We start from the raw sequence: 22,796 nt of genomic DNA on the forward strand, positions 1-22,796 counted from the left end.
ACGGCTTCCCCGTCCCGGCGGATTCTCCGGCCGAGGCACGTCCTCCCTGTCCGGTTGAAGCCGCAACGAGCCTCTGTACAAGTAGGCCCTCGGTCTTCACGTGCGCTAGGAGATTCCCCTGCCATGTCCCTGTCCGAGCAGAACCCGGCCCGCACCGAGCCGGTCACCGCACCGCCCCGCGCCGACATCCGGCGCACCCCGCTGTGGCTCGCGATCCTGGCCTGCAGCGTGCCCATGTTCATGGTCGCGCTCGACAACCTCGTCGTCTCCACTGCCCTGCACACCCTCGCCGTCGACCTGCGGGCGAGCACGCAGCAACTGCAGTGGTTCGTCAACGCCTATGTGCTCAGCTTCGCCTGTCTGCTGATGACCGGTGCCGCGCTGGGCGACCGGTTCGGCCGACGGCGGGTCTTCGTCATCGGCATCGCCCTGTTCACGCTGGCCTCCGTCGGCTGCGGACTGGCCGACACCAGCGCCGAGTTGATCACCTTCCGCACGGTCCAGGGCTTCGGCGCCGCGGCCGTGATGCCCCTGTCGCTGACCCTGCTCTCCCAGGCGGTGCCCGACCGGCTGCGCGGGCTCGCGCTGGGCGTCTGGTCCGGGGTGAGCGGACTCGCCGTCGCGATGGGCCCGGTGGTCGGCGGTGCGGTGGTCGAGGGACTGGACTGGCAGTGGATCTTCTGGATCAACGTGCCGGTCTGTCTCGTCGCCATCCCGCTGGCGCTGTTCGCCCTGCGGGAGAGCTCCCTGCCCGCGGCCCGGCTCGACCTCGTGGGCGTCGTGCTGGCGGCGACCGGGCTGTGCGCGGTGGTGTGGGCGATCGTGCACGGCGAGCCGGATGGCTGGACGTCGGCCAAGGTGCTCGGCACGTTCGCGGGCGGCGCCGTGCTGCTGGCCGGCTTCGCGGTCCGGGAGGCGCGGGTGGCCGAGCCGATGCTGCCGCTGTCCTTCTACCGGGTGCGGGCCTTCACGCTTACCAACGTCGTCTCGGCGACCATGTACTTCGGCGTCTTCGGCTCCCTGTTCCTGCTGGCGCAGTACCTCCAGATCGTGCCGCCGCGCACGCCGCTGGAGGCCGGTGTCCGCACCCTGGCCTGGACACTGATGCCGATGTTCGTCGCCCCCGTCGCCGGACTGCTCACCGACAGGGTCGGCGGCGGCCGGCTGATGGCACTCGGCCTCTTCCTCCAGGGCGTGGGCCTGGGCTGGATCAACCTGGTCACCGACACCGACACCCCGTACTCGTCCCTCATCGGCCCGATGATCGTCGCCGGCATCGGCATGGGCTTCGTCTTCGCGCCCACGGCGGCGGTCGTCCTCGGCTCGGTCGCCAAGGAGCACGCCGGCAAGGCGTCCGGCGCCAACACGACCGTCCGGGAGATCGGCGGCGCGCTCGGCATCGCCGTACTCAGCACGGTGTTCGTCGCGCACGGCAGCACGCGGGATCCCGGGCAGTTCGTCGACGGGCTGCACCCCGCGGTGTGGGTCGGCGTCGCGGTGGTCCTCACCGGCGCGGTGTGCGCCCTCGGCATCCCGCACCGGGTCCGGCCGACCGACGGGGAGTCCGACGGGGCCTGAGCGAGCGGCCGGTCTTTGCAAACCTGAACGACAGGAGAGCCGAATACTACGAACACTAGGGGAGCTACGGTCGATTGGTAAGTAGGCACTTTTAAGTGCGTTACACCCCTGCCGGATCGGCCTTCCGGGTGTCGTAGCGCGCACGCGCCCCGTCGACCTCGTCGGTCTTGTCGGCGGCCCAGTCGCGCACCTGGGACAGCAGGCCGTAGAGGCCCTGCCCGAGCGGGGTGAGCTCGTAGTCGACGCGCACCGGCACGGTCGGTGTGACCGTCCGCTTCACCATGCCGTCGCGCTCCAGCATGCGCAGGGTCTGGGTGAGCATCTTCTGGCTGACGCCCGGGATCTCACGGCTGATGTGGCTGTACCGCATCGGATCCCCGTACGACCCGAGGGTGCACATCGTCAGGCTGACCCACCGGTTGCTGATCGTCGAGAGCAGGGCCACCGCGGGACAGTCGTGCATGTACGCCTCGTACGAGCCGGGCTCGATCTCGCGGGCCGGCTTCGCCTTGGTGGTCATCGATCTCTCCTGTCAGGAGCGCAACGCACTAAAAAGTGCCTACTTACCAATCGATCGTAACTCCCCTAGCGTTCGTAGCATCCACAGTGTTCGGATATGCAAAGGGATGAGCGAAGATCATGCGCGCAGCAGTCGTGAAGAAGATCGGTGGACCCGAGGCCGTCGAGATCGTGGAGGTCCCGCTCCCGGAACCGGGTCCCTTCGAGGTCCGTGTCAAGGTCGCGGCCGCCGGGCTCAACCCCGCCGACGCCGCTGTGTGGGGCGGATTCTTCGGGCCGTTGGACGAGGTCGAGTACATCGGTCTGGGTCTGGACGCCGCCGGGACGATCGACGCGGTCGGCACGGGCGTCCTCCTCAAGGTCGGAACCCCGGTGATCGTGTTCGACGCCCCAGTGGTGCGTCCCACGAAGGCCCAGGCCGAATACCTCGTGACCGACCTCAACTCCATCGCCCCCGCCCCCGAGGGCATGGCCCTGACGCTCGCGGCGACGATCCCGCTCAACGCGATGACCGCCTCCCTGGCCCTCGACCATCTCCCCCTGCCTCCTCGCGGCACCCTGCTCGTCACCGGCGCCGCGGGTGCCGTCGGCGGCTACGCCGTCGAGCTGGCCCGGACGCGGGGCGTGCGGATCGTCGCGCAGGGGCGGCCGGAGGACGAGGAGTTCCTCCGCGATCGCGGCGCCACCTGGTTCGTGTCGCGCGACGAGGAACTGAGCGCGGCGGTACGCCGGTTGGTACCGGAGGGCGTGGACGGCGTGCTCGACGCGGCGGCCCTCGGCGCCCCCGCGCTGGCGGCCGTCCGCGACGGCGGCATCTACGTGAGCGTGCGGGTCGACGTGCTGCCGGCGCCGGAGCGGGGCGTGGTCGTACGCCACACCTTCGCCGGCCCCGACGCGACCCGTCTCGCCTACCTCTCCGCACTCGCCGAGGTCGGCGTGCTGACACCGCGGGTCGGCCAGATCTACTCCTTGTCGCAGGCCGCCGAGGCCCACGCCCGGCTGGCCCGGGGCGGCCTGCGCGGCCGGATCGTGCTGGTGCCGTGATGGAAGCCCCTGTCGTCACGGCGGTGACCAGGATTTCCGCTCCGGTGGAGGACGTGTGGCGCGTGCTCGTGGCGTTCGACGAGTACGCGCGGTGGCACCCGGTGCTGGCCTTCGACACGAAGCCCGATCAACAGGCCGTGGTCGGAGCGGACCTTCCGGCCCGCGTCTCGGGCGGCGACGGCGCTGAACAGCACGTCACGATGCGGATCGTCGATGCGGAGGCCCCGCGTCGGCTGGTCTGGGAGGGCGGCTCGCTCGACGCGGTCCTCGGCAGGCACTCGTTCGTGCTCGACCCTCAGCCGGACGGCAGCACCGAACTCACCGACTCCGAGGAGTTCTTCGGCCCCGCCGCCACCGACCTCGTCCCGGCACTCGGCCAACTCACCGAGGATTACGCCCGATACGGCGCCGCTCTGCACTCACGCGTGACGGGTCTGTCCGGCTGACGCGTTCGGCAAGGGCCGACTCGCACGGTCCGGGGCGGGAGGTGCCAGGACTCCCCCACGGTCCTGGCACGTTCCCGGTCCCGCGCACGTCCACCGCGGTGATCACCAGCATGCGTGGGCAGCGGCTCGCCTGTCGTTGGCCCACGGTCCACATCTAGTTGGCACCGGGTCCACCGCCTGCGCTTCCGTCCTCCCCGCACCTCGCCTGGTCGCGGAAGGCGCCCGGTGTGACGCCGTACGCGGTACGGAAGGCGCGGCTGAACTCGGCGGCCCGCGGGAAGCCCCAGCGGGCCGCCACGGCATGCACCGGCAGCGCGCTCAGCGCCGGGTCGGCGAGGTCGCGGCGGGCACCGGCCAGGCGCCGGTCGCGGATGTACGAGGACACGGCGATGCCCTCGGCCTGGAAGAGGCGGTACAGATAGCTGCGCGAGATGTGGTGCGCGGCGGCCACCCGGGCGGGCGTGAGGTCCTGGTCGCCGAGGTGGCGCCGGATGAAGTCCTTGATCCGCAGGGTCAGCGCGCGGCTGTGCGTCTCCGGCGTCAACTGGCTCTCCGCGTCCAGGGCGTGGGCGAAGAGCGCGGTGACCAGATCGGTGACGACGTTGCCCAGCCGGGGTGCGTCCGACGGCCCGTAGGGACTCGTGTCCGCGGCCAACTGGCCGAGGAACTGGGCCAGTAGCGCGCCCAGCCCCTCCCGGCCCGAGATCCGGGACCCGATCACCCGGTCCGCACTGCGCGCGGGCAACGCCACCAGCGTGCGCGGGACTTCGATGCCGACGATGCTGACCGGTTCGGAGCCGGTGGCTATCTCGTACGCCCGTGACGAGCAGTTGGTGTGGATGTCGCCGACCTCGTAGGCGATGTGCTCCCGGCCCCAACTGGCCGCTCCCACCCCGCGATGCAGCAGGGAGAGGTGGTAGACCTCCGGGTCGGACTGCCGTACGAGCTTCGGGGTGCGGCGGAAGACGAGCTGGTCGAAGGTGGCGGGCCAGATCGTGACGTCCCCGAGGCCGATCAGGCGCTGGTGTCCGCGGTAGTCGGCCGCGCGGTCGCTGTCCAGCTCCATGGGCGCGTGGGTGCGGCCCAACCGCTCGGTCCACGCCTCGAACCGGTCGCCGACCGGCAGTTCCTCGGTACGGAAGACCGACTCGTGCAACACGGCGGTAAGTCAATCACACGGTTCTCGGGAGACGCCCTGTGCTGCCCCCTGCCTATGCATGCCTACGCCGTCCAGCGCACCCGCAGCTCCTGCGGCTTGCGGAAGACCAGGCCGCGCGCCTCGGCCGGCGCCGACGGGTCCAGGTGCAGGTCGGGCAGGCGGTCCAGGAGGTGGCGGATGCAGACCGTGGTCTCCAGGCGGGCCAGGTGCGCGCCGAGGCAGAAGTGCGGTCCGTGGGCGAAGGCCAGCTGGAGGCGGGCGTTGTCGCGCCGCAGGTCGAAGCGGTCGGGGTCGGTGAAGACGGCCGGGTCGCGGTTGGCGCCGGCGATCGAGACGCTGACGAGGTCGCCGCGGCGGATGCGGGCGCCGCCGAGTTCGACGTCGGCGGTGGCGTAGCGGTCCACCACGGCCGCCGCGGGTTCAAGGCGCAGCGACTCCTCCACGGCCGCGTCGACGAGTTCGGGATCGGCACGCACGAGGGCGAGTTGGGCCGGGTCGCGCAGCAGGTGCAGCACGGCGTTGGTGATCATGCCCTCGGTGGTCTCGATCCCGCCGAACATGAGCACCGCCGCGTTGGAGGCCACCTCGGGCAGCGCGAGGCGCCCGTCGCGGGCCGCCTCGACCAGCACGGAGCCCTCGTTCCGGGCGGCGACCGTGGCCCCGACGCTGGCTTCCAGCTGCGCGAAGGCGGCACCGGCCGCGGGGTCGGCCGGTTCGCCCACGGTGAGGTCGGAGACCGCGCCCACCATGGCGTCGTACCAGGTCAGGACCTCCTTGGGGTCCGCGCCGAGCAGGCCGAGGGACTCGGCGACGACGGCGACGGCGAGCGGCCCGGCGACCTCCCGGCGCAGTTCGGCGCTGCCCCGGGGCTTGATCGCGTCGACGAGGCGGCCGCTCTCCCGCTCGACGAACTCGTTGAAGCGGGTGTGCACGTCCCGGACCCGGAAGGGGTCGGTGAAGGGCTCCCGGTGGCGTTTGTGCGCGGGCCCGTCGAGCGAGAGCATGCTCGGTCCGACGACCTGGGCGGTGGAGAAGCGGGGGTCGTCCACGGTGAAGGTGACCGGGTCGCGCATGACGCGCATCGCGAGGTCCCGGCGGGTGACCGTCCAGCCGCCCAACTCCGGTATCCAGGAGACCGGTTCGCGCTCCCTCAGCAGCGCGAGACGCGGGTGCGGATCGTGCTCCAGCTCCGCGATCGTAGTGGCGGAGCCGAGCGGAAATCCGGCCGGTGGCGTCGCGGGATCCGCCGGTGGCACGGCCGGTGGCGTCGCGGAAGTCGTCGGTCGGGCCTCGCTGTGGTCGCGCATGGATCCAGTAAGCCACAGGCCGCTCCGACATCCGCCGCCAGCTCCGGCCGAGGCGTGCGGCGGATGTCCATGACGGTGGAACCTACCGGGGCGTAGGCCCCCGGCCGAGAGAGGACTATCGTCGGAGGTCAAGGGCCAGAACGAGGGGAGGCCGCCGTCGATGCAGCAGGACGAGGCCGTGATCGGCTGTACCGGGGAGTTGCTCCTCCCTACGCGCGGAGCCGCGGGGCCCGGCGAGATCCTGGTGCGGGTCAGGGGCGGCTCCGAGACCTTCCTCGCCTGGTCCTCCCAGCCCCTTCCGAAGGGGGCCACCGTACTCGTGGTCGAGTCCCGCGGTTGCCGCGAGGTCGACGTCATCGAGTGGGTCGATCCACTGGACGCGCTGGACGGCGACGCCGACGGCGCAGGTTGAGGAGTACAACATGTTCGGTTACCGCGTTCCCGCCCCCGACGAGGCGATGTTGATCTCGGGCGGGCGACGGGGTCTGGGGGGCGCGCCGTTCCGGGTGGTCACGGGGCACGGAAAGTTCGTGCTCCCGGTCTTCCGCAAGACTCGCTTCCTCACACTGTCGATGTGCGAGGCCGAGGTCACCGAAACCTGTGTGACCAGGCAGGGCATCGCGCTGCACGTGCGCGCCGTGATCGCGTTCAAGGTAGGCAACGACACCGAGAGCATCATCAACGCGGGTCAGCGCTTCCTGTCCGACCAGGACCAGATGTCGGTGCTGACCGGCCGGATCTTCGCCGGCCACCTGCGTTCCATCATCGGCTCGATGACGGTCGAGGAGATCGTCACCGAGCGGCAGAAGCTCGCCGCGGAGGTGCTGGACACCTCGAAGGTCGAGATGGCGAAGATCGGTCTGATCGTGGACTCGCTGCAGATCCAGTCGATCGACGACGGCGAGGTCGGCTACATCGAGGCCATGTCCGCGCCGCACAAGGCGGCCATCCAGCGCCAGGCGCAGATCGCCCAGGCCCAGGCCACGCAGGCCTCGGTCGAGGCGGAGCAGGTCGCGGCCCGCAACCAGGCCGAGTACGCCCGGCAGACCGCGGTCGTCAGGGCGGAGTACTCCGCCGAGGTGGACCGTGCGCAGGCGCAGGCCGCCCAGGCGGGTCCGCTGGCGCAGGCGCACGCCCAGCAGGAGGTGCTGGCCGCGCAGACCGAACTGGCCCAGCGCCAGGCCCAGTTGCGTCAGCAGCAGCTGGTCGCCGAGATCGTCAAGCCCGCCGAGGCCGAGGCCCAGCGGATCAAGCTGCTCGCCATCGCCGAGGCGGAGCGCATGAAGATCCAGGCCGAGGCGGCGTCCTCGTACGACCGGGTCGCGCTCGACCGGATGCTGATCGACCAGCTCCCGCTGATCGTGAAGGAGGCCGCGGGCGGTCTGGCCGGCGCCAACGTAAATGTCCTCAACGGCGCGGACGGCCTCGGCGAGATCGCGGCCGGTCTGGTCGCCCAGGGTCTGACGATCCTGGACTCGGTCCGCCAGAACCTCAACGGCCAGAACTCCGAGGGCCGCCCCGCCAACGGCCTGCTGGAACTGCAGGGTTACCTGCGCACGCCGGACGCGGAGGGCGACGCCGCCAAGGAGGACAAGCCGCGCGACGCCGAGTAGGCGCGCTCCTCGTAGGGTTCGGGGTCCCCGGCACCGGTGCGGACCGGTGCCGGCCGACCCATCGACCAACCCTTATAACAAGTGCAGTTGATACACATTTTCTGCGCTACTCTCGCGGTCCCACGCGTAACGCGAGAGACCAGGAACCCCATGCCAGACCAAGACCGCAGCCGGTCGGAGAAGTTGGCCTATGCGGCGGCCGGCATGGACCCGCCGCCCGTGATGCCCCTGCGGAAGAACGATCCCCGGCGGGTCGGCCCCTATCAACTGGTGTCCGTGCTCGGCAGCGGCGGCATGGGCCGGGTCTATCTGGGCCGGAACACCACAGGGGGCGGCCCGGTCGCCGTCAAGGTGATCCGGCCCGAGTACGCCGAGGACCCGCTGTTCCGGAAGCGTTTCGAGCGCGAGGTCGGGTCGCTCGGCCGGGTCCAAGGGGCACACATCGTCCGGCTGTTGGGCAGCGGCGTCGACGAGGACCTCGTATGGGTCGCGACCGAGTTCGTGCCCGGGCCCACGCTCGCGGAGGCCATCGAGGCGCGCGGGCCGATCGACGCGGCGGCGGCCTGGCGGCTCTTCGCCGACCTGGGCCGCGCGGTCGAGGCGATCTGGCGAGCGGGCATCGTCCACCGTGACCTCAAGCCGTCCAACGTGATCCTGGCGTCCGACGGCGCCCGCGTCATCGACTTCGGCGTCGTCCAGGCCACCGACGGCACCACGATCACCGCCACCGGGCAGAACGTGGGAACCCCCGCCTTCATGTCCCCGGAGCAGGTCAGGGGCCAGGAGGTGACCGCCGCCTCCGACGTCTTCTCGCTGGCCTCCGCGCTCACCTTCGCCGTCACGGGGAAGGCGCCGTTCGGCGACGGCACGGGCGTGGACATCCTGCACCGGGTGGCCTTCGAGGAGCCGCGGGACAAGGTCCTCGCCAAAGTCGCGGCCGTCGACGCGGAGCTGGCCGCGTTCATCCGCACCTGCCTGGACAAGGATCCGGAGCGGCGGCCGTCACCGGACATGGTGTTCAGGACCGCCATCGGCCACCAGTTACACGCTCCGGACGGCAGACCGCCCCGGTCCACGCCGAAGGGAGCGCCCCTGCGGGACATGCCCGCCGCCTTGGCGTCCGCGCCTCCCCCGGGTGCGCCCGCCGCGCCGGAGGCCGCCGATACGCCCAAGGTCTCGGGCGCGCCCGGAAAGCGCCGCAAGCTGTTGGTGGGCGCCGCCGCGGCGGCCGTCCTGGTCGCCGGGGGCACCGCCGCGGCGCTGCTCCAGCAGGGCGGCAGCCCCTCGGTGGCGGCCGGCCCCGGCTCCGACACGTCGTCGGCCGCGCCGGACGACCCGGCCGCGCCGCCCGCCGGTTCGCCGAGCGCGCCCAAGACCAGTCCCTCGGCAACGGATCAGAAGGCCGACCAGGCCGTGGACAAGTCACCGAGCGCCTCGCCCTCACAGAAACCCGGGTCACTGGACCTACGCGCCGCCGCCTGTCTCGCCGAGATCGTGTCGGGCGGCCAGGGCGGCTGCGTCAAGACCCTCCAGACCCTCCTCGACGGCTACGGACTGCACGTCACGATCGACGGGCGGTTCGGGGCGTCGACCGTCGCCGCGGTGCGGGCCTTCCAGCGCGAAGTGGGTCTCACCGCCGACGGCAAGGTCGGTACGCGGACCAAGAAGCTGCTGTACGCCGGGACGCGCGGACCCGTCAGGACCGGCGCCGTGACGGTGACCGAGAGCGTCAACACCGTTGATGTCGCCCGGTGTCTGGACGTCCGCGGCGCGAGCGTCCAGGTATGGGGATGCGAGGGCGCGGCCACGCAGAAGTGGGCGTTGTACCGCGTGCCGGGTCAGGGCTCCCAGTACACGGTCGTCAATCGGGGCACGCACCTGTGTCTGGACGCCGACGCCGGCTCGATCGGCAGCAACGGCCAGCGGGTCCGGGCCAGGAACTGCGACGGACAGAGCGCCCAGCGGTGGCGGCTCGGCAGCGGCCACACGCTCGTCACCGCCGCGGGCGGCTCCTGTCTGGACGCGGTGGCCGCCTCCTCCGGCCGGGACGGCCAACCGGTCCAGGGCTGGGCCTGCGCGGGCAGCGTCAACCAGGTATGGACCTGGTCCTGACCGGAGGCCGGACGCCCCACTTCGTAGAAAGCGCATTCAGAAACGATCCCCCGGTGCTAGAAATCGCTCAGGCCCGTGCGCGCAGCGCCGGTCCCGCATCGACTCGCACCGACCGCACCATCTCGCACCGGCGATCCTGCACCCGATAGGACCACCTTGCCCACCACCTCACGCCCCGCCCGTCGACTGCTCTTCGTCCGCAACTGGCGCGTGGCCCACAAACTGCACGCCATCCTGCTCGTCCCGGTGCTCGTCGCCCTCGTGCTGGGCGGCCTCCGGGTGCGGCACTCGGTGGACACCTGGCAGGCGGCCGACGACGCCGTCCGGGTGGCGGAGTTGGTCCAGACGGCGAACAGGTACGCGAGCGACGCGATCAACGAGCGGGACGTCTCGGTCGCGCCCCTGCTGAAGGGCGACAGGACGTCGAGCACGGTCACCCGGGCCCGCCGGGTCACCGACGCGGACGCGGTGGCGTTCGACCGGGCGGTGGCCCGCATGCCGCAGACCCCAGGACTGCTCCGTCGGGTCCAACTGGTGCGCGCGGGCGAACAGTTGCTCCCGACCGTGCGCGCGGACGCCTTCACCTCCAAGCTCAAGGGAGTGCGGACGGAGGAGAGCTACCACGCCCTCCAGCACCCGCTCATGGAGATCTCCAACGAACTGGGCTTCGGCAGCAGCAACCAGGCGAGCTTCGGCCGCACCCTCTACGCCATCTCCCTCACCCAGGCCGCCGAGTCCCTGATCCGCTCCATCGGCACCCACCTCCTCGTGGAGGACCGCAGCACCCTCGCCCCGGGTGAACTCCAGGCCCAGCTCGGCTCGTTCAGCTCGTACGTCTATCTCGAACAGGTCGCGCTCCAGGAGTACGCCGGAGCCGGCACCGCCGACGACATGACCCGGCTGCGGGAAGCCCTGGCCGCGGCCGAGCAGCGCGGAAAGGCGCAGACCGCCCAGGCCGCCCAGCGGGCCCGGGCGGCCGGGGAGGCCTTCGTCGCACCGCCGAGCCTGGCGCAGATGAACAGCGAGATCTGGTCGGGCAAGTCGGCCGCGGAGCTGGCCGCGCAGGGCATCACACCCGAGTCCTTCTTCGCCGCCTCCACCCTCGGCTTCGACGCCTACCGCGGCATCGAGGTCAACCTCACCGACACCGCCCTGGCCGGCGCCCACGACATCGCCGACGACGCGCGCAGCGAGGCGATCACCAACGCCGTACTCGTGCTCGTCTCGATCCTGGTCGCCCTGCTCCTCGCCTCCTGGGTGGCCCGGACGATGAGCAGGAGCATGCGCCAACTCAGCGCCTCCGCCAACGACATCGCCGAGCAGCGGCTGCCGGCCACACTCGCCCGGCTCACCCGGAGTGTCCCCGAGCGCGTCGACCGGCAGGTCGAGCCCATTCCGATCACCACCCGGGACGAGATCGGCGAGGTCGCCCGCGCCTTCGACCACGTCCACCGCGAAGCCGTCCGGATCGGCGTCCAACAGGCCATCGTCCGGGGCAACTTCAACACGATCTTCACCAACCTGGCCCGCCGCAACCAATCCCTGATCGAGCGTCAGCTCGCCCTCATCACGAACCTGGAGGGCAAGGAGACCGACTCGGACCAGTTGGCCAACCTCTTCAAACTGGACCATGTCGCCACCCGGGTGCGCCGCAACGGTGAGAACCTCCTCGTGCTCGGCGGCGAGGAACCGACCCAGCAGTGGAACCGCCCCCTCCCGCTGGTCGACGTCATCCGGGCGGCGACCGCGGAGGTCGAGCAGTACGAGCGCATCGAGCTGTCGGGCGTCCCGGAGACCGAGATCAACGGCCCCGCCGTGACCGACCTCGTGCACCTGCTCGCCGAGCTCCTGGAGAACGCGACGATCTACTCCTCCCCGCACTCGAAGGTCCGCGTCACCGCGGCCGGGCTCCCCGACGGCATGACCATGGTCGAGATCCACGACGAGGGCATCGGGCTGCCCCCGGCGGAGCTGGCGGACCTCAACCACGGCCTGGCCAATCCGCCCACCGTGGACGTGTCGATCTCCCAGCGCATGGGCCTGTTCGTGGTCGGCCGGCTCGCCGACCGGCACGGCATCCGCGCCCAGCTGCGCCCGGCCGCGACCGAGACCGGCACCACCGCGCTGGTCTTGCTGCCCCGGACGATCATCCACGGAGCCCCCGAGCCCGCGGTCGACGTCGACTCCACCACGCTGTCCCTGTCCGTACCGGCCGGCACGCTCCCCGGCTTCGAGTCCTGGGACTAGGTGCGCGCGCGGGCCGAGTGAACCGGGCGGGAACTCTTGGTCATGGATTCCTTTGGACGTCCGTTCGGACGCGATCTGCTTCCTAGCATGAGGTGATCACGTACGTACGACCCTCGGAGGTCCGGGTGCCGTTCTCCGGCCTCAAGGTGACCCCGCTCCGGCTGACCGGGGCATTCGTCCTCGTTCTCGTGCTCGCGCTGACCGGTGTCCTGGTGGCCCGGCACAGTCCGGGCCAGGCGCGCGCGGCCGATGACGGGCTGCGGCACACCACCGTCGAGGTGTCCGCCGGCCACTGCGGTCGCGGCTGGACCGACCCGGCGTCCGGGGAACAGGTCTTCGACCTGCACAACACCTCCGCCGGTCCCGCCGAGGTGTACCTGGAGAACCCCACCAGCAAGGCCGTGTACGGCGAGGTGGAGGACATCGGCCCCGGCACGACCCGTGCGCTGACCGTCCGCCTCGGCAAGGGCGCGTACGCCTTCAAGTGCGTGCCCGATGACGCCGACGCGGTCACCAGGCCGTCCGTCTCGGCACGGGACGCAGCGGTCCGGCGGCGGCGCCGGTCACCGAGCACGACCTGATCCCACCCGCCCTCGCCTACCAGAAGTGGATCGGCGGCGGTCTCACGGACGTCGTACGGCTGACGGCGAAGCTGCGGGATGCGATCGCGATCGCGGCGACCTCGCGGGCGCCCGGACGGCCTGGCTGCCGGCGCATCTGGAGTACGAGCGGCTGGGGGCGGCGCACGACGCGTTCGGTGACGCGGACGGGGAGATCAACGGCACCGACGCGGGGCTGCCCGACGGGGTGCACGACAAGGACTTCGTCGGCTTCCACCGCGTCGAGTACGGGCTGTGGCACGGCCGGTCGGCCGGCGCGCTCAAAGTCCCGGCGACCGCCTTGGCGAAGGCGGTGACCGCGCTGCGCGACAGCTGGGCGCAGACCCGGATGAACCCGGCGCAGTTGGGTCTGCGGGCGCACGAGATCCTGGAGAACGCCGTGCAGTTCGAGCTGACCGGCCGGACCGACTACGGCAGCGGCAGCAACCTCGCCACCGCCCGCGCCAACCTGGACGGCACCCGCGAGGTGCTCTCCCGACTGCGCCCGCTCCTCGCTACCCGGTACCCCGAACTGCCCTCCCTGGAAGGGCAGTTGGACCGCGCCCAGGACACGCTCGACGGCTTCCGCCGGGGCGGCGCCTGGACTCCGCTGGACCGGTTGAGCCGTACGCGGCGCGAGGACGTCGACGCGGTCCTTGGCGATCTGGTGGAGCGGCTGGCTTCGGTGGCGACCCTGTTCGATCCGCGGAGGACGGTGTGAATACGCACGAGGAGTTCGGCGAGAAGGCGGGCGACAAGACGGGCGAGGTGACGGCCGGAGTGGGCCGGCGCCGGTTCCTGCGCGGCGCGGCCCTCGCGGGTGCCGGGCTGGCCGCCGGCGGCGCGGCCTCGCCCACGGCCGCGACCGGCACCGGGACGGACACCTCCGCCGTCGCCTCCTTCCACGGCACCCACCAGCAGTCCGCGACAGCGAAGCCGCGCCGGTGCACCGTGTTCACCTCCTTCGACGTGACCGCGGAGAACCGCACCGAGTTGGCCGACCTGCTGCGCACCCTCACCGACCGGGCACGCCTGTTGACCGCGGGCGGCACCCCCGACCCGGTGGGCGTCACCGGACCGCCCGCCGACTCCGGGATCCTGGGCGCCCAACTCCCGTCCGGCGCGCTGGCGGTGACCGTCGGGGCGGGCGCCTCGCTCTTCGACGACCGGTTCGGGCTCGGCAAGTCCAAGCCGCGCCGCCTGACCGCCATGCCGGTCTTCCCCGACGACGACCTCAAGTCCGAGTGGTGCCACGGGGACTTGAGCCTGCACCTGCACGCCGACGACACCGGCACCGTGCTGCACGCCCTGCGGGACATGGCCCGGCACACGCGCGGCGGCATGCAGGTGCGCTGGCGCATGGACGGTTTCACCAGCCCGCCGCGCGCCTCCGGCACCCCGCGCAACCTGCTGGGCTTCAAGGACGGCACAGCCAACCCGGACACGGACAGCGCCCGCGAGATGGGTCGGTTGGTGTGGGTGGGCCGGGGCACGGACGAGCCGGACTGGGCGGTCGGCGGCAGCTACCAGGTGGTCCGGCTGGTCCGTTGGACCAGGGCAGGGGCTCGACCCCGAGCCGGGCGCCCACCCCCTCCGCCTGCGCGGCCAGCACGGCGAACTCCCTGGCCCAGACGTCGAGGTCCCAGGGCTCGCCCGTCACGTCGGGACCGATCTTGAAGGTGCGTGCACCGAGCGCCTCGATGGCCCCCAGCATGTCGGTGCGGACGACGTCCGACGCGGCCCGCCGGGGCCCGCCGGCCCACCAGTCGGTCAGCAGCTCCAACTCGATGTGCTGGATCCCGTTGTCCGCGAAGAGCGACCGGAGGCCGGCCAGCCCGTACTCCCGGTCGGCCTCCACCAGGTCCACGTACAGCAGCCCGAAGGCGGTGAATCCGGCGTCGCGCGCCGCTTCCACGCGCTCCCGCAGGTTCAGCGGACTGCGCTGGTCCTTCCGGTCGGGAGCGGCGTCGCCCGCGGTGGTCCAACACGTGGCCAGAAATTCGTCAGCCATCATTTCTGTTTGCTGGATTCCTCATGTTTGGAAAGGACCCGGCACCCAATAGCCTCGGCATTCTTGGGTGCCCCGCACAGGGCGGTCAATCCCTCAGAAGACATCAAAAAACGCATCAGGCCCGTATACGGGCTACGCGACCCCGCGCAACACCGCGCGCAGGTGTTCTGCGCTGGCCCACACGTCCTCGACGGGCCCCTTCGCGGTGGGCTCCTCGGTCAGAATGGTGTCCTGTTCCAGGACGTACCAGCCGTCGTAGCCGCGTGCGCTGAGGTGGGTGACGATGGCCTCGACGTCCACGTCTCCGGCGCCCAGCGGGCGGTACATGCCCTTGCGCACGGCGTCGGTGTAGCTGAGCTGTCCGTCCTGCACCTTGGCGGCGAGGGAGGCGTCCACGTCCTTCATGTGGGTGTGGGCGATGCGCTCGGGCGCCTGCCGGGTCAGCTCCGCCGGGTCGGTGCCGCCGATGAGCAGGTGGCCGGTGTCGAGGCAGAACGAGATCGCCGAGTGCTCCAGGACGCGCCGGACCTCGTCGCCGTTCTCGATCATCGTGCCGACGTGCGGGTGCAGGACGGCGCGTACGCCGCGTTCGGCGGCCAGCGCGGCCAGCCGGTCGAGGTTGGACAGCAGCAGCTTCCAGCCGTCGGCGTCCAGCTCGGGGCGGGAGTCGTAGCCGTCCTGGCCGGTGACGGCCGACAGGACCAGCACCTCGGCCTTCGAGGCGTCGTAGCCCGCCAGGAGCTGTTCGGCCTCGGGCAGCGGGTCGTGTCCGGGCACGTGCAGCAGCAGCGGGGTGAAGCCGCCCACCGCGTGCAGGTCGTGGTCGGCGAGGGTGCGGGCCATGGCGTCGGGCTCACCGGGCAGGAAGCCCTCGGGGCCGAACTCGGTGGCGGCCAGGCCGACTTCGCGCATCTCGTTGAGCACCCGCTCGGGCGTCAACTGGTAGCCCCAGCCGGGGACTTCACAGACACCCCAGGAGATGGGCGCGCCTGCGATCCGGTTCAGCGGTGAGGTGGTCATGCCGTGGCCTTTCGGTGGTTCCAGTCAGGGTTGGCGACCGCGGCCGGTGGCCGGCCCGCGAGGACATCCGCGACACCGCGGGCGGCGTCGACGAAGGTGAGGGTCATGGCCCGGCGCGTCATGCCCATCAGGTGCGGGGTCAGGACGACGTCCGGGTGGTCGAACAGCGGGTGGTAGAGGGCCGGCTCGGGGTCGAACACGTCCATTCCTACCCCGGACAGCCGTCCGGATTCCAGAGCGGCCAGGGCGGCATCGGCATCGAGCAGGCCACCGCGACCACAGTTGATCAGGATCGCTCCCGGCCTGATCCGGGCCAGCAGCCGCTCGTCCACGAGATGCCGGGTCTCCTCGACGAGCGGCGCGTGCAGGGTCAGCACATCGCTGGACTCGGCCAGTTCACCGAGGTCGGCACAGGCGAGCTCGGCCGGTGGCGGGCCGAACGGGTCGTACGCGAGCGTCCGCATCCCGAAGGCGGCGGCGAGCTCGCCCACCCGACGGCCGATACGGCCGTAGCCGACGATGCCGAGGGTGGCCCCGCCCAGATCGCCGACCGGTACGGCGTTGCGCTTCGCCCACTGACCGTCCCGTACCAGCTCGGTCAGCGGCTTCAGCCGCTTGGTCAGGTGCAGGGCCATGGCGAAGACGCCCTCGGCCACGTCCCACCAGACGCCGGCGCCGGGCAGGTCGGCGTACGGGATCACGGGGACGACGAGAACGACCGGGCCGTCGTGGTCACGGGTGTCGGCCAGCGCGGTACGCACCTCGTCGGCGGTCGTGGCGCGCAGCGCGCGGGCGCCCAGGCCTTCCGCGGTCTTGACGAGGTCGACCTGGAGAAGGCCTGCGAGATCCAGGCCTTCGACACGAAGAAGCCCCTCAAGGACGACCCCGGTGCCGTCGCGGCAGCCGACCCGAGCACCTACGCCGACTCCTCCGACCCCGCCTTCGTGATCCTCCACGGCAGCGACGACCGCCTGGTCTCACCCAGCCAGACCCTGACCCTGTACAACACGCTGCGCGCCAAGGGCGTCGACAGCACCCGCTACGTCCTCAAGGGCGCGAACCACGGCGACCTGTCGTTCATGGGCGGCGACCCCAAGGCCGGCCTCAAGTGGTCGACCCAGGAAGTCATGGGCGACATCGTGACAGCACCTCGGCGACTGACCTGACGGGCCCTGCCCGACCCACACGAAAAGGGCCCCCGCAGACTCTCGCCTGCGAAGACCCTTCGCACCGTCGGGACGACAGGATTTGAACCTGCGGCCCCTTGACCCCCAGTTGGGTGATCCGTGAGCGGCGTGCGAAAGGTCGTTCTTCGAGGTCACTGCCCAGCGTACTCGGCCGAGTAAAGGGGTCTGCGCACTCAGACCTCCGCCGGACAGCCTCGTCGCCTCACGCACCGCCTCCCCCTCGTCGAGGGGGATCGCAACGAACTCTGACTCTTCCCAACGTCTCGCTTCGGCCAAGAGCCAGCAAGTCGGAGATCGCCACCCCTGCCCACTCCCCCTGAGCCTCAACAGCCCAGATGGGCTTGGTGGGTTGTCGGGATCCTTATCCCTGTCGTAGGCGCATCATGGTGACGTTGATCGTCAGCAACCAGGGGTCCTCCCCCTCCCCAATCTCGAAGCCGTCGACAGACGTGACAGGCTCGGCGGAGTCGGCACCGTTCTCCTCCACCTGCGGCGATGCCTTTTCGAGCGGCACAGGTTACTTCAGTGCTCCCGCCATGACGCCGTTGACGAACTGCCGCTGGAAGGCGAAGAAGACGACCAGCGGGATGATCATGGAGAGGAAGGCGCCGGAGGACAGGACGTCGATATTGGTGCCGAACTGGCGGGTCTGCTGTTGCAGGGCCACGGTCAGTGGGGCCGAGCCGGGGTCGGCGAAGATGAGCGCGACGAGCATGTCGTTCCAGACCCACAGGAACTGGAAGATGCCGAGCGAAGCTATCCCGGGCCCGCCCAGCGGAACCACCACTCGGAGGAAGAGCCACAACTCGCCCGCCCCGTCGAGACGGGCGGCCTCCAGCAGTTCGCGTGGGATACCCGCGAAGAAGTTCCGTAGCAGGAAGATCGCGAACGGCAGGCCGAAAGCGACGTGGAAGAGGACGACGCTGATGATGCTGCCGAAGATCCCGAGCTTCCCGAACAGGCTGGTGATGGGCACCAGCGCGACCTGTAGGGGGACCACGAGCAGGCCGACGATGAGCAGGAAAACCCAGTCCCGGCCCGGGAATTCGACCCACGCGAAGACATATCCGGCGAGTGAGCCGACGACCACGACCAGTAGCGTGGCAGGGACGGTGATCAGCAGACTGTTCAGGAACGAATGCGTGATCGTCGAGTTGTCCAGCAGGTTGGTGTAGTTGTGCAGGGTCAGTTGCGCGGGCTTGGTGAGGACCGTCCACCAGCCGGACGACTGGATGTCCAGCGGCCCGCGCAGCGAGGACAGCAGCAGACCGACGGTGGGCAGCAGCCAGAACAGGGCGACAGCCAGCAGGACCAGCCGTGTGGATCCGCCGGCGAGCCGGCGAGCCGCACGGGTGGCAGCGCCCGGTCCCGTGCGGCCGGAGGCTGACCGGGCGGTCTGCGCGGCCCGGGCGGTCTGAAGGGTTGTCACCGTGACTTCTCCTTTCGGAACCGCTTGATGTTGAGGAACATGACCGGCGCGACCAGGGCGAGCAGGAGTACGGCGAGCGCGCTGCCGGTACCCTGGTCGTTGCCGCCGCCGAAGGAGGACAGGTAGAGCTGCAGGGCGAGCACGTTGGCGTCCTGCTGACTGGCGCCGGGTGCGATGACGTACACCAGGTCGAAGATCTTCAGCACGTTGATCACCAGCGTGACCAGTACGACACCCAGCACCGGCGCCAGGAGCGGCACCGTGATGCGGCGGAAGACCTGCCACTCCCTCGCGCCGTCGACACGCGCGGCCTCCAGCAGTTCGCGGGGGATCCCGGCCAGCCCGGCAGCGATCAGGACCATGGCGAAGCCGGTCCACATCCAGACGTAGGCGCCGATGATCGACCAGGTGACGAGGGTAGGGCCGAGCCAGTTGACGCCCGCGTACTGGGCGGTGAAGTTCGTCGCGGGCAGGCGGAGTTGAATCGGCGAGGCGCCTATACGGGCAGCGGGCAGAGTGAATGTGCCGTCGTTGGACGCGGTCACCGTGGTGAGGACGCGCCCGTCGCGCACAGCCTCGACCCGCACGCCGGCCAGCGCCTTCTCTCCCCGGTCGATCTTCCCGGGGGTGCCGCCGCCCGGCTGGAAGTCCAGCCAGACCGTGCCGCACAAGGCTCCCGACGGGCAGGCGCTCGGCTCGGCGGCCTGCGTCGCGCCGGTCAGAGTACTGGGCTGGACTCCGACCAGAGCCAGCGCGGCCGGACCGTCACCGGGGCTGACGGATTTGCCGGTGTAGGGGCCGCCGACCGGGCCGGTCAGGGTGCTGCCGGGGCCTGCCACCCTGGGGTGCGCTCCGGGGTATGCCGATGCCTTGAAGAAGGTGTCGTGGACGCCGGTTGCCACCGCGTTGGCCACGCCCTTGCCGGGGTCCTGGTCGTAGACGAGCCGGAAGATGATGCCGGCGGCCAGCATGGAGATGGCCATTGGCATGAAGACGACCAGTTTGAAGGCGGTGCCCCAGCGGATCCGCTCGGTGAGCACGGCGAAGATCAGGCCCAGTCCGGTGGCCGCGACGGGTGCGACCACGACCCAGATCGCGTTGTTCTTGATGGCGACGAGGGTCTGGTGGTCGGTGAAGATGCCGGTGTAGTTGGACAGTCCGACGTAGTGGGTGAAGCCGTCGGGGCCGAAGAGACTGCGTATCACCGACCACACGATCGGATACACCACGAGCGCGCCGAGCAGGATCAGCGCGGGCAGTAGGAAGAGCGCCGCGATCCACGTACGGCCTCGGGGCGTCCTCCTCCCGCGGTGGGCGGGTGCCCCCGCCGCCGCGGGGGCGGCGGGGGACGGAGGGGTAAGGGTCTGTGACATGACGGCTGCCTCAGCCCGCTTTGGCGAACGCCTTCGCGGCGTCCGCTTCGAGCTGCTTCTGCGCGCCCGCGACGTCGGAGGGCTTGGCCAGGAAGTCCTGCAGGTCCTTCCACTCTCCTTGCCCCTTCGTTCCGCCGAAGGCGGCCGGTGCCTGATCGGACATGTCGAACCGGATGTCGTCGCCGGCCTTGATCAGGTTCTTCGCGATGTTCCGTACCGTGGCGTCGCGGTAGTTGGAGAAGCCGACTGCCTTGTTCGGTGACAGGAAACCGCCTTGCTGAACGGCGATCTCTGCCGCCTCCGGGGAGGCGAGGAAGCGCATCAGCGCCCGGGCGCCTTCGCCGTCCTTGAGAGCGACCGCGACGTCGCCGCTGCTCAGCACTGGTGCCTTACCGCCGTCCACGGCAGGGAAGGGGAAGACCTTGGCGTCGGTGCCGACCTTGGCCGTGGTCTCCTGGGTGATGTTGGTCGCGATGAACTCACCCTCGTAGACCAGCGCGGCCTTGGGCGGCTTGGCGAAGACCTGGTCGACCGAAGTGGGGAAGTCGGTCTGCAGCGCGCCCCGTGTGCCTCCAGCCATCAGATCGGGCCTGCCGTAGATCTGGCCCAGCGTGGTCAGCGCCTTGGTCACCGAGGGGTCGGTCCACTTGATCTGATGCTTCGTCAACTTGTCGTACATGGCCGGGCCGGCCTGGCTGAGGTAGATGTTCTCGAACCAGTCGGTGACGAGCCAGCCGTCGGCGGCGCCTATGGAGAACGGAGGAGTGCCGGAGTCGGAGAGTGTCTGACCGTCCTTGAGCAACTGCTCCCAGGTGGTGGGGGTGTCGGTCAGTCCGGCCTGCTCCCAGGCCGCGGTGTTGTACCAGAACAGGGATTTGTTGGTGACCTTGAAGAACACGCCGTACTGGTTGTCCTTGTACGTGCCCAGGTCGCGCCAGGCCTGGCTGTAGTTCTGGGCCAACTCCTTGGTCACGGCCGGCTGGAGCGGCTTGAGCCAGCCGGCCTTGGCGAACTGCTGGAGCACGCCGGGCTGGGGCAGCAGAGCCACGTCCGGCGGAGAGCCGCCCTGGATCTTGCTGCCGACGAAGGTCGACACGTTGTCGCCGGTGGGCACGAAGGTGGTCTTCGCTCCCGTCAGCTTGTCGAACCGGGCCAGTACCTTGAGGAAGTTCTTCTGCTCGGCGCCGGTCCAGACGCCCGCCACCTCCACCTCCTGCCCGTGGAGATCGGGCAGGTTCAGTGTGGAGGCGTCTTTGGCGCCGGTGGTCGCCGGGGTGCCGGAGGCGCCGTTGTCCGAGGAGCCGCACCCGGCGGCCCCCATCACCAGGACGGCCACGGCCGTCAGTGCTGCCGCTCTGCCATTCATCGGGTCACTCCTTTGTGAAAGACGGAAGGAACATGTAGCGACGGAAACGGAAGATGTGACGACGGACGGAACCTGTGGCGAGGGACAGCGGGGTCAGCCCGTGAGGCTGTCGGCCGCCCACCAGGCGGCGGTGCTGCCGGGGAGGGTCCCGGGCGAGCAGGGACCGCTCGCGAGCAGCGGCGTGCCGGGGACCGGGGCGGGACAAGGGACAGCGCCGAAGTTGACGGCGCACACCAGCCCGTCACCGCGGACGAAGGCCAGGACCTGCGACGGGGACTCCAGCCAGCGCAGCGTCCCGTTGCCGAGCGACGGCAGGCTCGCGCGCAGCCGAAGCGCGTCGTGGTAGAGGTGCCAGAAGGAACCGGGGTCGGCCATGAGCCGTTCGGTGGTGTGCGCGGCGAACCAGGCGGGCTGGGGCAGCCACGGCTTGGCGACGCCTTCGCCCGAGGTGAAACCGAACGGGGACATGTGCCCCGACCACGGCAGTGGTACGCGGCAGCCGTCGCGGATTCCCACGCGGCTGCCGCTGCGGTGGAAGATCGGGTCGGTGAGCACCTCGTCCGGCAGGTCGACGACCTCCGGCAGACCGAGCTCCTCGCCCTGGTAGATGTAGGCGGCGCCGGGCAGCGAGAGCATCAGCAGCGCGGCGGCGCGGGCGCGGGCCGCGGCCGCGTAGCGGGTGACGGTGCGGACCTGGTCGTGGTTGTTGAGCACCCAGGTGATGGTCGAGCCGGTGTCGGCGATGTCCCGCAGGGCGTCCTGGATGACCCGGCGGAAGACGGCGGCGTCCCATGGGGCCGTCAACATGTGGAAGAAGAACGCCTGATGGAGCTCGTCCGGGCGGACATAGGCGGCCTGCTCGGCCGGGGTACGTACGGACACCTCCCCGACGAGCAGCCGGTCGATGCCGTCCCGTGCGGTGTACTCCTCGCAGACGGCGCGCCAGGTGCGCCAGACACCGTGCGTCTCCGGCTGGTTCCACGCCAGGGGGTTGACCGTGTCGCGGGCCCGCGCGTCGGCTGCCGGGTCCGGGGAGTCCGGCAGTTCGGGATGTTTGAAGAGGCCGGTGGCCACGTCGATGCGGAACCCGTCGACACCGCGGTCCAGCCAGAACCGCAGCACCTGCTCGAAGTAGCCGCCGACCTCGGGGTTACGCCAGTTCAGGTCGGGTTGCTCCGGCCCGAACAGGTGCAGGTACCACTGGCCCGGCGTCCCCTCGGGCTCGGTGACCCGGGTCCAGGCGGGTCCGCCGAACATGGAGTGCCAGTTGTTGGGCGGCAGTTCGCCACCTGTGCCGCGGCCCTCGGCGAAGTGGAAGCGGGATCTGGCCTGGCCCTTCGGGCCTTCGGCCAGGGCCTGAAGGAACCACGGGTGCTTGCTGGAGCAGTGGTTGGGGACGATGTCGATGAGCACCTTGAACCCCTGGCGGTGCGCGTCGTCCACCAGGCGGCCGAACTCCGCCAGGTCTCCGTAGACCGGGTCCACGTCGCAGTAGTCGGCGACGTCGTAGCCGTGGTCGTACTGCGGCGAGGGATAGAACGGGTTGAGCCAGATGCCGTCGACACCGAGTCGCTTGAGGTACGGCAGGCCCGCACGGACACCGGCCAGGTCACCGATGCCGTCCCCGGTGCTGTCGAGGAAGCTACGGACGTACACCTCGTAGATGACGGCCGTGCGCCACCACTGCTGTTGCGCGGTGTGCTCGGACCGCTCGGAGGGGCGCGGTTCGTTCTGTACCGGGCCGTCGTCGACGAACGCGTCGATCATCGGGAAACCGTCCTGGGAT

General features: G+C 70.6%; 17 protein-coding genes and 2 pseudogenes. 10 read left to right on the plus strand and 9 right to left on the minus strand.

The genetic code is table 11. The features are described 5' to 3' along the window. Positions 1-123 precede the first annotated feature (123 nt). On the plus strand, positions 124-1,578 hold the full coding sequence (locus M2283_RS00545; RefSeq protein ID WP_280873888.1) for an MFS transporter: 1,455 nt from the start codon (positions 124-126) through the stop codon (positions 1,576-1,578). A 100-nt stretch (positions 1,579-1,678) separates the two neighbouring features. Here M2283_RS00545 and M2283_RS00550 read toward each other — a convergent pair whose 3' ends face one another. Next, positions 1,679-2,098 carry a winged helix-turn-helix transcriptional regulator gene (locus tag M2283_RS00550; RefSeq protein ID WP_280873889.1) on the minus strand — a complete coding sequence of 140 codons (420 nt, stop codon included), beginning with the start codon at positions 2,096-2,098 and terminating at the stop codon, positions 1,679-1,681. A 119-nt stretch (positions 2,099-2,217) separates the two neighbouring features. Here M2283_RS00550 and M2283_RS00555 point away from each other — a divergent pair, with 119 nt between their 5' ends. Next, positions 2,218-3,141: an NADP-dependent oxidoreductase gene (locus M2283_RS00555; protein ID WP_280873890.1), complete on the plus strand. Its 924-nt coding sequence runs from the start codon at positions 2,218-2,220 to the stop codon at positions 3,139-3,141. Positions 3,142-3,164: 23 nt separating this feature from the next. Next, positions 3,165-3,587 carry an SRPBCC domain-containing protein gene (locus M2283_RS00560; protein WP_280873891.1) on the plus strand — a complete coding sequence of 141 codons (423 nt, stop codon included), beginning with the start codon at positions 3,165-3,167 and terminating at the stop codon, positions 3,585-3,587. Between the two features lie 154 nt (positions 3,588-3,741). On the opposite strand, the gene M2283_RS00565 is transcribed toward M2283_RS00560, so the two are convergent. Together M2283_RS00565 and M2283_RS00570 are read right to left on the minus strand one after the other, a co-directional pair. After that, positions 3,742-4,746: a helix-turn-helix domain-containing protein gene (locus M2283_RS00565; protein ID WP_280873892.1), complete on the minus strand. Its 1,005-nt coding sequence runs from the start codon at positions 4,744-4,746 to the stop codon at positions 3,742-3,744. A gap of 62 nt (positions 4,747-4,808) precedes the next feature. Continuing rightward, entirely contained in the window at positions 4,809-6,053 is a 1,245-nt protein-coding gene (locus tag M2283_RS00570) for a cytochrome P450 (protein ID WP_280873893.1), read from the minus strand. 160 nt (positions 6,054-6,213) lie between these two features. Between M2283_RS00570 and M2283_RS00575 the strand changes: the two genes are divergently transcribed. From M2283_RS00575 to M2283_RS00600, 6 genes and pseudogenes are all read left to right on the plus strand, one after another. Then, complete coding sequence (locus tag M2283_RS00575) at positions 6,214-6,465, plus strand: hypothetical protein (RefSeq protein WP_280873894.1); 252 nt, start codon at positions 6,214-6,216, stop codon at positions 6,463-6,465. 10 nt (positions 6,466-6,475) lie between these two features. Next, entirely contained in the window at positions 6,476-7,666 is a 1,191-nt protein-coding gene (locus M2283_RS00580; protein ID WP_280873895.1) for an SPFH domain-containing protein, read from the plus strand. A gap of 150 nt (positions 7,667-7,816) precedes the next feature. Next, positions 7,817-9,778, plus strand: a complete 1,962-nt coding sequence (locus tag M2283_RS00585) for a protein kinase domain-containing protein (protein WP_280873896.1) — start codon at positions 7,817-7,819, stop codon at positions 9,776-9,778. Between the two features lie 156 nt (positions 9,779-9,934). Continuing rightward, positions 9,935-12,025, plus strand: a complete 2,091-nt coding sequence (locus M2283_RS00590) for a sensor histidine kinase (RefSeq protein WP_280873897.1) — start codon at positions 9,935-9,937, stop codon at positions 12,023-12,025. Between the two features lie 125 nt (positions 12,026-12,150). Continuing rightward, positions 12,151-13,345, plus strand: a pseudogene (locus M2283_RS00595) (EfeM/EfeO family lipoprotein). A 47-nt stretch (positions 13,346-13,392) separates the two neighbouring features. Next, positions 13,393-14,172: pseudogene (locus M2283_RS00600) on the plus strand (Dyp-type peroxidase); the annotation flags it as partial. 595 nt (positions 14,173-14,767) lie between these two features. Here the strand turns inward: M2283_RS00600 and M2283_RS00605 are convergent. Then, positions 14,768-15,655, minus strand: a complete 888-nt coding sequence (locus M2283_RS00605) for a sugar phosphate isomerase/epimerase family protein (RefSeq protein ID WP_280873898.1) — start codon at positions 15,653-15,655, stop codon at positions 14,768-14,770. Then, positions 15,652-16,416 carry an NAD(P)-dependent oxidoreductase gene (locus M2283_RS00610; RefSeq protein ID WP_280873899.1) on the minus strand — a complete coding sequence of 255 codons (765 nt, stop codon included), beginning with the start codon at positions 16,414-16,416 and terminating at the stop codon, positions 15,652-15,654. The genes M2283_RS00605 and M2283_RS00610 overlap by 4 nt, the downstream gene beginning before the upstream one ends. Between M2283_RS00610 and M2283_RS00615 the strand changes: the two genes are divergently transcribed. Beyond that, complete coding sequence (locus M2283_RS00615) at positions 16,384-16,821, plus strand: prolyl oligopeptidase family serine peptidase (protein ID WP_280873900.1); 438 nt, start codon at positions 16,384-16,386, stop codon at positions 16,819-16,821. The two genes, M2283_RS00610 and M2283_RS00615, sit on opposite strands and share 33 nt — an antisense overlap. 538 nt (positions 16,822-17,359) lie before the next feature. On the opposite strand, the gene M2283_RS00620 is transcribed toward M2283_RS00615, so the two are convergent. From M2283_RS00620 to M2283_RS00635, 4 genes are all read right to left on the minus strand, one after another. Beyond that, entirely contained in the window at positions 17,360-18,271 is a 912-nt protein-coding gene (locus M2283_RS00620) for a carbohydrate ABC transporter permease (protein ID WP_280873901.1), read from the minus strand. Continuing rightward, positions 18,268-19,644, minus strand: a complete 1,377-nt coding sequence (locus M2283_RS00625; RefSeq protein ID WP_280873902.1) for a carbohydrate ABC transporter permease — start codon at positions 19,642-19,644, stop codon at positions 18,268-18,270. The genes M2283_RS00620 and M2283_RS00625 overlap by 4 nt, the downstream gene beginning before the upstream one ends. Before the next feature lie 10 nt (positions 19,645-19,654). Next, positions 19,655-21,010: an ABC transporter substrate-binding protein gene (locus M2283_RS00630; protein WP_280873903.1), complete on the minus strand. Its 1,356-nt coding sequence runs from the start codon at positions 21,008-21,010 to the stop codon at positions 19,655-19,657. A 93-nt stretch (positions 21,011-21,103) separates the two neighbouring features. Further along, positions 21,104-22,777, minus strand: a complete 1,674-nt coding sequence (locus tag M2283_RS00635) for a glycoside hydrolase family 13 protein (RefSeq protein ID WP_280873904.1) — start codon at positions 22,775-22,777, stop codon at positions 21,104-21,106. Positions 22,778-22,796 lie beyond the last annotated feature (19 nt).

Origin of the sequence: Streptomyces pseudovenezuelae (assembly GCF_029892565.1) — a bacterium.
GTDB classification, from domain to species: Bacteria; Actinomycetota; Actinomycetes; order Streptomycetales; family Streptomycetaceae; genus Streptomyces; species Streptomyces pseudovenezuelae_A.

Coding starts and splice junctions, on each gene's coding strand:
- M2283_RS00545 (WP_280873888.1), top strand. CDS start 124: ATGTCCCTGTCCGAGCAGAACCCGGCCCGCACCGAGCCGGTCACCGCA.
- M2283_RS00550 (WP_280873889.1), bottom strand. CDS start 2,098: ATGACCACCAAGGCGAAGCCGGCCCGCGAGATCGAGCCCGGCTCGTAC.
- M2283_RS00555 (WP_280873890.1), top strand. CDS start 2,218: ATGCGCGCAGCAGTCGTGAAGAAGATCGGTGGACCCGAGGCCGTCGAG.
- M2283_RS00570 (WP_280873893.1), bottom strand. CDS start 6,053: ATGCGCGACCACAGCGAGGCCCGACCGACGACTTCCGCGACGCCACCG.
- M2283_RS00575 (WP_280873894.1), top strand. CDS start 6,214: ATGCAGCAGGACGAGGCCGTGATCGGCTGTACCGGGGAGTTGCTCCTC.
- M2283_RS00580 (WP_280873895.1), top strand. CDS start 6,476: ATGTTCGGTTACCGCGTTCCCGCCCCCGACGAGGCGATGTTGATCTCG.
- M2283_RS00585 (WP_280873896.1), top strand. CDS start 7,817: ATGCCAGACCAAGACCGCAGCCGGTCGGAGAAGTTGGCCTATGCGGCG.
- M2283_RS00605 (WP_280873898.1), bottom strand. CDS start 15,655: ATGACCACCTCACCGCTGAACCGGATCGCAGGCGCGCCCATCTCCTGG.
- M2283_RS00625 (WP_280873902.1), bottom strand. CDS start 19,644: ATGTCACAGACCCTTACCCCTCCGTCCCCCGCCGCCCCCGCGGCGGCG.
- M2283_RS00630 (WP_280873903.1), bottom strand. CDS start 21,010: ATGAATGGCAGAGCGGCAGCACTGACGGCCGTGGCCGTCCTGGTGATG.
- M2283_RS00635 (WP_280873904.1), bottom strand. CDS start 22,777: ATGATCGACGCGTTCGTCGACGACGGCCCGGTACAGAACGAACCGCGC.